Origin of the sequence: Rhizobium grahamii CCGE 502 (assembly GCF_000298315.2) — a bacterium.
Classification (GTDB): Bacteria; Pseudomonadota; Alphaproteobacteria; order Rhizobiales; family Rhizobiaceae; genus Rhizobium; species Rhizobium grahamii.
Genome location: NZ_AEYE02000014.1, coordinates 24,078 through 36,187, shown reverse-complemented (window position 1 = coordinate 36,187; position 12,110 = coordinate 24,078). Strand labels below are relative to the sequence as shown.

14 protein-coding genes are annotated in these 12,110 nt (G+C 59.4%); 5 read left to right on the top strand and 9 right to left on the bottom strand.

The window, feature by feature from the left end; all coding sequences use genetic code 11:
- Position 1: 1 nt before the first annotated feature.
- Genes RGCCGE502_RS12105 through RGCCGE502_RS12095 form a run of 3 tightly spaced genes read right to left on the bottom strand, consistent with a single transcriptional unit; the run spans position 2 to position 1,687 of the window.
- Positions 2 to 784 carry an anti-sigma factor family protein gene (locus RGCCGE502_RS12105; RefSeq protein WP_016554449.1) on the bottom strand — a complete coding sequence of 261 codons (783 nt, stop codon included), beginning with the start codon at positions 782 to 784 and terminating at the stop codon, positions 2 to 4.
- Positions 781 to 1,296: an RNA polymerase sigma factor gene (locus RGCCGE502_RS12100; protein WP_016554448.1), complete on the bottom strand. Its 516-nt coding sequence runs from the start codon at positions 1,294 to 1,296 to the stop codon at positions 781 to 783. Before RGCCGE502_RS12100 ends, RGCCGE502_RS12105 begins: the two co-directional genes overlap by 4 nt.
- A 10-nt stretch (positions 1,297 to 1,306) precedes the next feature.
- Complete coding sequence (locus RGCCGE502_RS12095; protein WP_016554447.1) at positions 1,307 to 1,687, bottom strand: COG4315 family predicted lipoprotein; 381 nt, start codon at positions 1,685 to 1,687, stop codon at positions 1,307 to 1,309.
- A 242-nt stretch (positions 1,688 to 1,929) separates the two neighbouring features.
- Here RGCCGE502_RS12095 and RGCCGE502_RS12090 point away from each other — a divergent pair, with 242 nt between their 5' ends.
- A complete protein-coding gene (locus tag RGCCGE502_RS12090) occupies positions 1,930 to 3,057 on the top strand; it encodes an ATP-dependent DNA helicase (RefSeq protein WP_016554446.1) in 1,128 nt (375 codons plus the stop codon).
- Between the two features lie 13 nt (positions 3,058 to 3,070).
- Here the strand turns inward: RGCCGE502_RS12090 and RGCCGE502_RS12085 are convergent, their stop codons facing one another.
- Entirely contained in the window at positions 3,071 to 3,757 is a 687-nt protein-coding gene (locus RGCCGE502_RS12085; RefSeq protein ID WP_040674535.1) for a MerR family transcriptional regulator, read from the bottom strand.
- 420 nt (positions 3,758 to 4,177) lie between these two features.
- Between RGCCGE502_RS12085 and RGCCGE502_RS12080 the strand changes: the two genes are divergently transcribed.
- On the top strand, positions 4,178 to 4,930 hold the full coding sequence (locus RGCCGE502_RS12080; RefSeq protein ID WP_016554444.1) for a pyridoxine 5'-phosphate synthase: 753 nt from the start codon (positions 4,178 to 4,180) through the stop codon (positions 4,928 to 4,930).
- A gap of 56 nt (positions 4,931 to 4,986) precedes the next feature.
- On the opposite strand, the gene RGCCGE502_RS12075 is transcribed toward RGCCGE502_RS12080, so the two are convergent.
- On the bottom strand, positions 4,987 to 5,874 hold the full coding sequence (locus RGCCGE502_RS12075) for an SDR family oxidoreductase (protein WP_016554443.1): 888 nt from the start codon (positions 5,872 to 5,874) through the stop codon (positions 4,987 to 4,989).
- 117 nt (positions 5,875 to 5,991) lie between these two features.
- On the opposite strand from RGCCGE502_RS12075, the gene RGCCGE502_RS12070 reads away from it, so the two are divergent.
- On the top strand, positions 5,992 to 6,408 hold the full coding sequence (locus RGCCGE502_RS12070; RefSeq protein WP_016554442.1) for a winged helix-turn-helix transcriptional regulator: 417 nt from the start codon (positions 5,992 to 5,994) through the stop codon (positions 6,406 to 6,408).
- On the opposite strand, the gene RGCCGE502_RS12065 is transcribed toward RGCCGE502_RS12070, so the two are convergent.
- The 4 genes from RGCCGE502_RS12065 to RGCCGE502_RS12050 all read right to left on the bottom strand — a co-directional run bounded on the left by RGCCGE502_RS12065 (position 6,394) and on the right by RGCCGE502_RS12050 (position 10,074).
- Positions 6,394 to 7,623 (bottom strand): MFS transporter, encoded by a 1,230-nt coding sequence (locus RGCCGE502_RS12065; protein ID WP_016554441.1) that lies wholly within the window; start codon positions 7,621 to 7,623, stop codon positions 6,394 to 6,396. The genes RGCCGE502_RS12070 and RGCCGE502_RS12065 overlap by 15 nt on opposite strands.
- A gap of 70 nt (positions 7,624 to 7,693) precedes the next feature.
- Positions 7,694 to 8,311: a TetR/AcrR family transcriptional regulator gene (locus RGCCGE502_RS12060; RefSeq protein ID WP_016554440.1), complete on the bottom strand. Its 618-nt coding sequence runs from the start codon at positions 8,309 to 8,311 to the stop codon at positions 7,694 to 7,696.
- A 60-nt stretch (positions 8,312 to 8,371) separates the two neighbouring features.
- Positions 8,372 to 9,289, bottom strand: a complete 918-nt coding sequence (locus tag RGCCGE502_RS12055) for a bifunctional helix-turn-helix transcriptional regulator/GNAT family N-acetyltransferase (RefSeq protein ID WP_016554439.1) — start codon at positions 9,287 to 9,289, stop codon at positions 8,372 to 8,374.
- Between the two features lie 65 nt (positions 9,290 to 9,354).
- Positions 9,355 to 10,074, bottom strand: a complete 720-nt coding sequence (locus RGCCGE502_RS12050; RefSeq protein ID WP_016554438.1) for an aspartate/glutamate racemase family protein — start codon at positions 10,072 to 10,074, stop codon at positions 9,355 to 9,357.
- A 160-nt stretch (positions 10,075 to 10,234) separates the two neighbouring features.
- Here RGCCGE502_RS12050 and RGCCGE502_RS12045 point away from each other — a divergent pair, with 160 nt between their 5' ends.
- Positions 10,235 to 10,699: an Lrp/AsnC family transcriptional regulator gene (locus RGCCGE502_RS12045; RefSeq protein ID WP_016554437.1), complete on the top strand. Its 465-nt coding sequence runs from the start codon at positions 10,235 to 10,237 to the stop codon at positions 10,697 to 10,699.
- Positions 10,700 to 10,811: 112 nt separating this feature from the next.
- Positions 10,812 to 12,083 (top strand): NAD(P)/FAD-dependent oxidoreductase, encoded by a 1,272-nt coding sequence (locus RGCCGE502_RS12040; RefSeq protein ID WP_016554436.1) that lies wholly within the window; start codon positions 10,812 to 10,814, stop codon positions 12,081 to 12,083.
- Positions 12,084 to 12,110: the final 27 nt, after the last annotated feature.

The following is a 12,110-nucleotide window of genomic DNA, read 5'->3' as shown; positions in this document are numbered from 1 at the left end:
TTCAGGACGGAAACTGCCTGTAGCATTCCTCCGCGACCTTCCTCAGCAGGTCGCGCGACACCTCACCGGTGACGGCATAGCCAAGTTCTCCATCGATCCAATAGAAGGTTTCGACATCGCCTGATGAGGCGAAGCGGAAACTGGTCGATTTGTTATCCGCGTTCCGCCCGACGAGCACCGTCAGGCGCTCGCCTGCCTGATCCTCATACATGAACATCGCGCCGGGCTTGCCATCGACGGGCAACAGGCGTCCGCCGACCAGCTTGAAACCGAGTTGGTGCAGGTTGGGAACCTTGAGATCCTGCACGGCAAGCCGCTTGCCCAGCCAGGTCGCAAGATGAGCTTCCTCGCTTGCAAAGACCTCCACTGGATGGCGCACTTCTCCAGCGTAGACCAGGAAAGCGTTACGTGCTTCGCTGGGAAGCGTTTCGAGTTCCGTTAATTGCATTTCCGGCTTCTCAAACAGTGTCGGTCCGTAGTGGCCACTCAGCGCTCCAAATCCAAAAACTACGGCGATCGCGGCTGTCATTGCCAGTCGCTTCGGCCAATTGGCAGGCCGGCTCCGACCGGTGACGAGTTGGATATCCGCGTCCGCGGACTTCTCATAGGCAGCGAAGAGCGATCGGATCTCGGCATTTTGCGCAATCCATTCCGCCACTTTGGCGGCATCGTCCGGATTGTCATTGAGCCATGCGTCGATGCGCGCGCGTCCGTCGTCTGGAAGCTGGCCGTCGGCGTAGGCATGAAGATCCGCTTCGGTCACGGTCTGGTTGATCTCTTTCATTTCGGTCTCCGAAGCGTAATGACATTATCGGCCTTCATCCGCTCTCCAAGGCGCTGGCGTGCGCGCGACAGGCGCGACATGACGGTGCCGATGGGGATGTCGAGCGAGGTCGCAACCTCTTGGTAGGTATAGCCTTCGATGACGACCAGCATCAGCACCGAGCGGTTTTCTTCCGAGAGACTGTTCAGCGCGTCCTCCAGCCGCGAGCGCTCGAGCGGATCAGGGGCCGGATCCACCGACACGATCTCTTCGGCGTTATCAAGTTCCACGAACGGGGCGCGGCCGGTCTGGCGCCGACTATTGCGATAGAGGTTCGTCATGATCGTCAGGACCCAGCCGCGCAGGTTCAACCCCCGCCATTGTCCGCGACGGGTGAGCACCTTCTCGACGCAATCCTGCAGCAAATCCTCCCCATCCGCATCGGAGCGGGTAAGGCTACGTGAGTAGCGCCTCAGCGAGGGAAGGAGGGCCAGGATTTGGCCCTCGAACGTATCATGACCCGGTGTCTTCAAGTCCGTTCGCTCACGGCTTGACGAGATCCCAGTTGCCGCCGACGCCGTCACCGGTGATATCGCCCATCTTCTTGTCCTTGACCCAATAATACAGCGGCATGCCGTCTTTCGCCCACTGCTTGGTGCCGTCCTTCCGTTCGACAATCGAATATGCACCTTCCGGCTTCGCGCCGCTAGCGGCCATGAGCGGCGGCCAGTTCTTGGCGCAATCCTCGTAGCAATTCGACATGCCCTTGTGATCTTTCTTGAAAGTGTAAAGGGTCATGCCTTTTTCGCCGGCCAGGACCTTCCCCTTGGCTGTGTCGACGGTCTCGACGGGCGGGGCGGCAAAGGCAGCCGTTGCGGCAGCGGAAGCGACGGCAAATGCAACTAGCATCTTTGCGGATTTCATGGGCTCTCTCCTCACATCTCGGCCAGGCTTGATTGCCTTGCCTGACATGAGACACCATCGGCCCCGGTTTTATTCCCCTGTCGCCTGTCCGTGGCGCTGTTATTATTGCAGCGTCGTCGGGAGAGTGGGAAGGGTGCCGAGATCAGATCGCGTTCCCATGGAGCTGCTGTGATCGAAGGTTCTTGTCCACTCGGATTTTCAGGGTTGCCTATGTCAGGCGAATCCTGCCAAGTCGATCCACGATGCAATTTGCTCCGCAACAAGATGAAGCCCTCAAGGCCGTTTCCAAATGGCTGAAGGACGGGCGGTCTCCGCTTTTCCGCCTGTTCGGTTATGCCGGTACGGGCAAGACGACGCTTGCGCGCCACTTCGCGGAACATGTGGACGGTGATGTGTTGTTTGCCGCGTTTACTGGCAAGGCGGCTCAGGTTTTGCGCTCGCGCGGCGCCAGCAATGCCAAGACGATCCACTCGCTGATCTATCGCCCGCGGGGCGAGGAGGCTGTTGAGGACGAAGAGACAGGCAAGACCTCGATCGCCCCGATGTTTTCCATCAACCGGCAAAGCCCGGTGGCCAAAGCCGCCCTCATTGTGGTCGACGAATGCTCGATGGTTGATGAGGCGCTCGGCCGGGACCTGATGAGCTTCGGAACCCCGATCCTGGTGCTCGGCGATCCGGGTCAGCTTCCTCCGGTTTCTGGCGGCGGCTTCTTCACCAATCAGGAGCCGGACTATCTGCTGACGGATATTCACCGCCAGGCTCGCGACAATCCGATTATCCAGCTTGCGATGCAGGTACGAGAAGGCAACGAAGTCGGCTATGGCGACTACGGGACAGCGCAGGTTATCTCAAAGGGCGAAGTCAACCAGGCGCTGGTCCTTGATGCCGATCAGGTCCTCGTCGGAACCAATCGGACGCGGCGCAGATACAATCAGCGCCTTCGCGAGCTGAAGGGCTTCACGACCGAATATCCGCAAACGGGCGACAAGCTCGTTTGCCTGCGCAACGATCCGGCAAAAGGGTTGCTCAACGGCTCCCTCTGGCAGGTGATGACGTCGTCCAAGGAGACGACGAAGCCGGGCATCAACTTGCTGATCCGCCCTGAAGACGATGACATGGATCGCGGCGCGGCCAAGATCAAGCTGCTGAAGCAGGCGTTCGAGGATGTCGAGGGCGAGATTCCCTGGAACACACGCAAGCGCTACGACGAGTTCGACTACGGCTATGCGCTAACGGTCCACAAGGCACAGGGCTCGCAATGGAACAATGTCGTGCTGTTCGATGAAAGTTGGGCCTTCCGTGATACCCGCGAACGCTGGCTCTACACCGCCATCACGCGCGCGGCCGAAACGTTGACGATCGTGCGCTAGGTGCTTCTCCGAGTCAGATCTGGACTACACCCAACATGACGGCCTTGGCTATCGCCTGGAAACGGTTGTTGGCCCGGAACTTTTGAATGATGCCGGTTTCGAGGGAGTGTGCGTCTTCGTTCTGGAGGTCGAGGGTGCGCGCAATGCGCTGCGTGGAAAGGCCTGCCGCCATCAGAGCCAGGCATCGGGACTCCTGATCCGTGAGGCCCGACCCACCCTGGTTGTCGTTCAGCGGCTGATCATCGCTTGTTTCGCGATCGAGCAGGTTACTCACCTGCTGCATCTGCCGGTGTAGCGTGGACATTTCAGCGCTGAGTTCGCGCTTGCGGGTGTTAAGCGCGTCGCGAAACAAGGTTTCCGCAGCTTCCTGCGTCTCAGCCTCAATCAGGTCATTCATCAGGTCTTGTATCACGGCAACGGCCATTCCGGCCTCGCGGCAAGCGTTGATGACCGCCATGCGTCGGACGTCGCCCGGCTCGTAGACGCGCATCAGGCCGATTCGGCCGGCGGAGATCAGGCCTTTCTCCTCGTAAAAGTGTAAGGTCCGATGGGTAACGCCGAAGGCATTGGCCATATCGGCTATAGGCACTCTTCCGCGGGGCAGGTCGGCGGGTAGTGCCGCTGAAGGGAGGAAACGGTGCCTCGGGCGAGTTTGCGTCACGTGGTCTGAGGTGAACCCTTGATTGTAACCTTCTGCCATGGTCCCTCCCGTTGTGTTCATCATGCGACTGCATTGCAAAGGGTGCGGTTGAGTGGGGTTTCCTCTTAGCGTTCCTGTTCAGTTATCGAAGGACTTGGCGGTGTCTTCTTCGATATCGCAAGCTTACGTTACCCGTGATTGACGTATTTTGTTAGTATCAAAATTAGTGACTTTTAATTTACAGGGCAACCCGCCTTGAAAGCTTCACGAAGCAACGTTGATTCGCGGCGAAAGTGGCCGTGGCGAAACATTTGGCCGTTTAATGCGCAAAGGCCGAACCAAATCTACTTGCAGCCGTTCCGCTAACGGACGAAACGCTCGCGCCATCACGGATTTGCATGCATTCATGTACGAATCTCGTTGGCCCCTGACGACTCATTGGCTTAGAAACACTTGTGCTTCGTTTCAGTGGAACCCGCTATGCCGACTACGCTTTCCGTCAATCTCAATGCCGTCGCGATGCTCCGCAACCGCCGCGATCTACCGTGGCCAAGTGTAGAAGGACTCGGGCGGATCGCGCTGCAATCCGGCGCAAGCGGTTTGACCGTGCATCCGCGCCCCGACCAGCGGCACATCCGCTTCTCCGACCTGCCTGTTATCCGCAACTTGATCGACGATGAGTTTCCGGATGCCGAGTTCAATATCGAAGGTTATCCGACCGACGAGTTTCTGGAGCTCTGCGCCGGCGTTGCGCCTGAGCAGGTGACGCTGGTTCCTGATGATCCGACACAAGCGACGTCGGATCATGGCTGGGATTTCCGCAAGCATCGGGACTTCCTGGCTGACGTGATCGGGCGGCTCAAGAAGATGGGAACGCGTGTATCGCTGTTTGCCGACGGCGACGGTGATGCCGAGGCTGCTGGGATCGCCAAGGCCGTCGGCGCCGACCGGATCGAACTTTACACTGGCCCCTATGGCGGCTGCTACGACGCACCGGAGCGGGCCGGGCCGATCCTCGAAGCACTGGGCAAAACTGCGGACGCGGCGTTGGCGATCGGCTTGGGCGTCAATGCCGGGCACGATTTGACGGTGGTGAATCTGCCCCCGTTGGTAAAGCGAATTCCGCAGCTGGCCGAGGTATCCATCGGCCACGGATTGACGGCAGATGCGCTTGAATTCGGCATGGCGGAAACGGTGCGGCGGTTCTGCCGAGCCTGCGGCCAGAAGATCTAGGCTGGGAATTGGGCGAAAGCCCGCTCTGCCGTGCAAAGCGGGCCTACGCGACTGGCTCAGGCGATGAGCGCGGTCTTGTGTGCGACCAAGAAATCCTTGAGCGTTTCGGACTGCCTGCCGGTCAGCTTTTCATAGTCATCCGTTACCAGATCAAAGTTGCCCGCGCGGATGTTCGCGTCGGCGGAGACGAGCATGTCGGCGACGAAATCGGGCAGGCCGGCGCCGCGCATGCCTTGGCCGAGCTGCTCGTCCGTGACGCTGACTGCATTCAACGGCTTTCCGGTTGCATCGGTGACGGTCGCGGCGATCTGGCTGGCGTTCAGAGACTCCGCTCCAGTCACCGTATAAGTCGCGCTCTCCGTCGTCTTCGATGCAAGCGCTGCCGCAATTGCCCGTGCGCAGTCTTCGCGGGAAATATTGGAAACCTTCCCTTCGCCAGTGGCCGTGTACCAGCTGCCAGACTGAAGATTGTGCGGCATCCCATGGAGATAGTTGTCCATGTACCAGGCATTGCGAATGATGGTGTAAGGGATGCCCGTCGCCTTGATGGCATTCTCGGTGCCGAGATGATCCGGCGCGAAGGTGACCAGCGATTTGTCCGGCGATGGCATCGACGTGTAAGCGATGTGCTTCACGCCAGCTTTCGCCGCCGCATCCACGGCTGCCTTGTGCTGCTTGAGCCTCTGGCCGGGGACGGCGAGCGCATCGGTGCTGATGATCAGCAGCCGATCGACGCCCTTGAAGGCAGCTTCGAGGGAGGCGGCGTCGTCGAAGTCGGCCCTGCGCGTGGCGACACCCTTGGCGGCAAGGTCTCCGAGCTTGGCGATGTCGCGCGTTGCGGCGATGATGTTTGCAGCAGGAACCTTTTCGGTCTCGAGCAGATGGTGAATGATCCGCTGGCCGAGCTGGCCGGCTGCACCGGTGATGAGAATGGTCTCGCTCATGTCTTTCCTCTAGGTTCGATCAAGGTCTCAAAAAGAGACTAGCTCTAGATTAGGAATTGACTGCGAGCTGTAAAGAAGGCAGTTTTTTCGCTCTACGTTACCAAAAGGGAACCAAGCATGAGCGGCGCTGTCCTCAACCTGAAGAACAAGGCTCCCGGCGTTCGTCGCGATGTCGACCTCAGCAACCTCGACTTCGACAATTGCCCGGTCCGGGACATGATGCAGCAAATCGGCGGCAAGTGGTCGACGCTGATGCTCGAGGCGCTCTCCAAGCGTCCGTATCGATTTGGAGAGCTACGGCGGATGATCCCAGACATCTCGCAGCGTATGCTGACACAGACATTGAGAGACTTGCAGCGTGATGGTTACATCGAGCGGGAGGTGTTTCCGACCAAGCCGCCGAGCGTCGAGTATCGCATGACCGATCTTGGCCGCTCGCTTTACGGCACTCTGGCGCTACTGCTGAACTGGGCGGAAGAAAACCATCATTTGGTTCGCGCCGCCCGGCTCAGATTCGATTCAGCCGACGTCTGAAACTGTCTGCCTGCCGAAGCCTTCCGTGAGGAAGAGAAGGAAGGCGAGGGCTGGAAAGCAGAAACCGATCCATGCAGTCATCGTCCAGCCGCCGGTAGCGTAAGCCCAGCCGCCCACCGCCGATCCGATCGCGCCGCCGGTAAAGAACGTTGCCATGTAAAGGCCGTTCAGGCGGCTGCGATGCTCGGCGCTGATCGCGTAGACGGCGCGCTGGCCACAGACAAGGTTGGTGGTCACTCCGAAATCGAGCAGGATAGCCGCCGCAGTCAGCAAAAGCAGGGCCGTTAGGGAGCCGTCCGTCGCGAATTGACTGATGAGAAACGCCGACATTCCAAGCAGCATCGCCAGTGTGGAAGCCGCTCTCGTGAGCCCGCGGTCGGCGAGCCGTCCGGCGATCGGCGAGGCCACAGCGCCAGCCGCGCCAGCGAGCGCGAATAGTGCGATACCGTTCTGCGTCAGCCCAAATTGAGGGCCGGCGAGGAGGAGCGGCGTGGTGGTCCAGAACAGGCTGAAGGCACCGAACATGCCCGCCTGATAAAGCGCGCGACGCTGGAGAACGCGGGAGTGGAGTGCAAGGTCTGCCATCGAAGCAAGCAGCTTGCCGTAGCTCAGTCGCGTGTGGGGGACACGGACCGGAAGCTTGGCTCTTAGAATGACGACGAGCACGACCATGGCGGCGGCAGTCAGGAAGTAAACCATGTGCCAGGACGTCGCCTCCGCAACGAAGCTGGCGAACGGGCGTGCCAGCATGATGCCGCAGAGTAGCCCGCTCATCACGTTACCGACGACGCGCCCCCGGATTGCATCCGGCGCCATATGAGCAGCAAAGGGGACGAGTACCTGGACGGCAACCGAGGCGAGACCAATGCTCAATGAGGCCAAAAGAAACATTGCGGGAGTCGATGACAGACCTGCAGCCACCAGGGCAACGGCGGAGACCGCAATAAGCGTCAGCACGAGCCTGCGGTTTTCCAGAAGATCGCCGAGCGGAACGATCAATAGCAGGCCCAGACCGTAACCGATCTGGGTTAGCGTAACGATCAGGCCTGTTGCCGCTGGCGTGAAGCCGAGAGACGCGCTGATCGGGCCGGCGAGCGGCTGACCATAATAGAGATTCGCCGCGACGAGTCCGCACGCCGCGGCGAAAAGAAATGTCATCAATGGCGAGATCGCCTGTGGCGCGACGGTTTTTCGCGTGGCGGTCGAAAGGCTCATAGTAGGCTCCGGTGGGGCTATCGGATGTTAAAAAAGATTGCGCGCTGAGGCGGGTCTTATTCAACCCGATTCACGCAAGAAGTTTCATTGCCGTTGCGGCGACAGCGGCCATGTCGTCCTCGCTACGTCCGGTCTTGCCGACAACACGCATTCCCTTAGTCATGCAAAGGAGCGCCCGGGCAGTGGCCGCAACGTCGATCTCGCTGGATATCGAGCCGTCGCTTTGGCCGAGACGGAGGAGATCGGCGATCAGTGTCTCGTTGGCAGCAAAGGCCGCCGCGACACGTTCGGCCGCCTCCTGATCGAAAAGCGCGAGGTCGTTCGCGCTACCCACGACCAGACAGCCGCGCAGGCCGGCAGCGCCGTGCGACGAAAGTGCATAGTGTGTCAGGACCTCGCGAATTTTGTCGCGGCCGGTTTCGGCTTTCGCCATGCGTTCGTCCAGTAGCCCACGACGAACAGTCCGATATCTGTCGAAGGCTGCGAGAAACACGCCGCGCTTGTCCTTGAAAGCCTTGTAGACGCTGCCTGAGGCAAGGCCCATGGCTTCGGTAAGCTCGCTGATCGACGCGGCCTGATAGCCACGCTCGGAAAAGACCTGCAGCGCTTTGTCGAGCGCTGCGTCGCGATCGAATTCGCGTGGTCTACCGCGTGTCCGGGTCGTCTCAGTGAAGGTCGCCATGATCATGGCAGAATAATTAGGAAATGATCGTTTCCAAATCAAGCAAAACTTTTGCGACGCAGCAAATCAGAGGTCAAGAACCCAGGTCTGGCCATTCTCCTCCGGACCAAACATTCGGTGTCGCTCTTCGGAGACAAGGCGAAAGCCCGCCTTCACATAGATGCCGCGCGCTGCGTGCAGAACGTCGTTCGTCCAGAGCGATACCTGACGGTATTTCTTCGCCCTGGCGAACCGAATGCACTCGTCCACCAGCATCTTGCCGAGTCCGAGACCACGCGCCGCCTTGTCCACATAGAGCAGACGAAGCTTGGCGATGCCGTCGCCGCCGTTAGTGACGAGGATGGAGCCGACGTTGATGCCTGCTCGTTCGGCGATCCAGCAATACTCCATTGAAGGATCGAAATTCGCCAGGAACTTGCCGGCGACCTCGGCGACAAGCCCCTCGAAGCGCATGTCCCAGCCGTACTCCGCGGTATAGGCTTTTCCCTGGCTCTGAACGATCCAGCCGATATCCCCAGGCTGATGCGCTCGGATGATTAAGGGCGGCGGCGACGCGTCGGAGTCCAGTAGTGAACGGATGGCCGTCATTGCAGTCACGATGCTTTGGGGTTCACCATCGACCAGCGTTGCAAAACGCTCTGCGATCTGAGCGTTGGAGCGTCGGCCAAGTTCCTCGAATTGCTCGTGTCCCTTGGTGGTGACCGTGATGATCTGGCTGCGCAGATCGTTTGGATCAGCGGTGGTCTCGATCAGTCCGTCGGCGCGAAAGCGCTTGAGGATTCGGCTAAGGTAGGCGGGGTCGAGATGCAGGTCGCGCGCCAACGCGACGGCGCTGACGCCCTTGCGGGAGCCGATCTCGAAGAGCACACGCGCGTCAGTCAGCGTGAACTCGGTATCGAGATAGGCCTTGTTCAAGACCCCCAAGAAGTTTGTGTAGAAGCGATTGAAGTCGCGGGCAGCGTCGATCAAACCTGAATCAGCCATGGACAATACCTCCGATTAGGAAATCTTGTCCTGTTTTTATTTGACTGAGTCAACTAATTTCGATGTCAGGCAGCGACTGTCTCGTCAACTGTTTCGTCGGCGAGCGCGAACTCGACGGCCGCCCTGGCATGGATCTCTGTCGTGTCGAACCCGGGCAGCGGCAGCCGGTTCGGGTCGAGGATGAGGCAGATTTCCGTGCAGCCGAGAATGATACTGTCGGCGCCCTTGGCACGCTCACGTTCGATAATCTGCATCAACTTTTCACGCGAGCTGTCGAGCACCTTGCCGGCGCAAAGCTCGTTGAAGATGATGTCATGAACGGTTGTCCTGTCGGCGGCTTCAGGAACAGCGACGTCAACGCCGAGCCCCTTCATGCGATCGGCATAGAAGCCATGCTCCATTGTGTATCGCGTCGCCAGAAGCAGCGGACGCTTGCATCCGGCTGCCTTCAGTGACGCTGCAGTTTCGTCGACAATGTGGATCAGCGGCACGGAGATGCGCGAGGCAACCCGATCGGCGATCAGGTGCATGGTGTTCGTGCAGATCAGCACGCAGCGCGCGCCGGCAATCTGCAGGTGAAGGGCAACGTCGCCAAGCCGGTTTGCAGCGGCGTCCCAGTCACCGGCTTTCTGCATCGAAACAATCTCGTCGAAATTGACGGAGTGCATCAACAGCTCCGCCGAAGACAGTCCACCGAGGCGCTCGCGCACCATCTCATTGATCATGCGATAATAAACCGCCGAGCTTTCGAAGCTCATTCCGCCGATCAGTCCGATTGTTTGCATTCTGGTTATGCTCCCGTCTGGAATTTCCTATTGGCGAAATCATGCATCAATCATCGCGCAAATGGTTTTCTTTCTTTGATCCGAACTCCCCATTCGCGCTGTATTTTTGCGCAAAATAGCAATACTGTGCAAAATCAAATCGCCACTCCTGGAGGGCTCGATGCTGGATGATCGCGACCGCCGAATCCTTGAATTATTGCAGACCGATGCCGGCATTTCGGTGACGGATCTTGCGGAGAAGGTCGCTTTGTCGGTCTCGGCCTGTTCGCGGCGCATCCAGCGGCTGGAGGAGAGCGGCCACATTGCGCGGCGGATCGTCGTGCTCGACCGCGCGAAGATGGGGGTCCCGACGACGGTGTTTGCGTTGATCAAGACGGCACACCACACCGACGAATGGATCGAGACCTTTCGCCGGGCGATCAGCGCCGTTCCAGAGATCGTCGAAGCGCACCGCCTTACTGGGAACCACGACTACATTCTGAAGATCGTGCTCCCACGGGTCGAGCACTACGACGTGATCTACAAGCAAATCGTTCGAAAGATCGAACTCTTCGACGTTTCCGCGTCCATATCGATGGAGTTGCTGAAAGGCGGCACATCGATCCCCGTTGCCTACGCGGACTGACCGACGTTTCTCGACCATCGCCCTGAGCAGGCGAGCTATGCGGAAAGGAAGGTTGAAAGCTGCGTTGGATCAACGACATTGGCTATGGCGAAATGACACGGAAAGGCAGGTCATGAGCGAGCAACATGTTGTCGTTATCGGCGGTGGCTTCGGTGGATTGCAACTGGTCAACGATCTCAAGGGCGCTGGGCTTCGGATCACGCTCGTCGACCGACGCAATCATCATCTCTTCCAGCCTCTGCTATACCAGGTGGCGACAACGATCCTTTCAACATCCGAAATCGCGTGGCCCATCCGGCATCTCTATAGCGACCGGCAGGATGTGACGACGCTGCTTGGTGAAGTCGTTGGCGTCGATACTGCCGTAAAGGAAGTTTCCTTACGTAGCGGCATGACGCAGCGTTATGACACCCTCGTTCTCGCCACAGGCGCGACTCACGCCTACTTTGGGCGCGACGATTGGGAACCGGTGGCGCCCGGGCTGAAGACGCTGGAGGATGCGACGACAATTCGTCGGCGCGTGCTGCTGGCCTTCGAGCGGGCCGAAACTGAAGCCGATCCTGCCGTTCGCGACGCGCTTCTGACTTTCACGATCGTCGGCGCTGGACCGACCGGTGTCGAACTTGCCGGCATCATCGCCGAACTCGCAAGCAAGACCCTGCCGCGCGAGTTTCGCAATATCGATACTGGAAAGACGCGGGTCGTGCTTGTCGAGGCTGGGCCAAGGGTGCTCCCGACCTTCGCCGAGGAGCTTTCCGCCTATGCAAGCAAGGCTCTCACTGAACTCGGCGTCGAGCTGCATATCGGCGAACGGGTCATGGAATGCACGGCGGAAGGCGTCGAAACGAGCGAGGGGTTCATCTCCAGCCGCACGATCGTCTGGGCCGCAGGCGTGCAGGCATCGCCCGCGGCCAAGTGGCTCGATGTTCCGGCAGATCGGGCGGGGCGCGTCATCGTCGAGACGGATTTGACGGCACCAGGACTTCCGGATGTCTTTGTCGTCGGGGACACGGCGTCGGTTATTCAGGAAAGCGGTGCTCCCGTGCCTGGAATCGCACCGGCTGCGAAGCAGCAGGGCGCCTATGTCGCCAAGGTGATCCTGGCGCGTCTCGCGGGAAAGCCCGCTCTCCCGCCGTTTCGATATCGTCATCAAGGCAGCCTTGCGACGATCGGTCAAAGTGCCGCCATCATCGATTTTGGTCGCATCAAACTGAAAGGCTGGATTGCATGGTGGATATGGGGCATTGCCCATATCTACTTCCTGATCGGGACGCGTTCGCGTTTCGCGGTGGCCTGGAGTTGGCTGTGGATCTATCTGAGTGGGCAACACAGCGCCCGGCTGATTACCCAGAAGGAAACGATGCGCGACGACGATCGCAAATAGAAAGAGGGCGGCTCGAGGCCGCCCTTT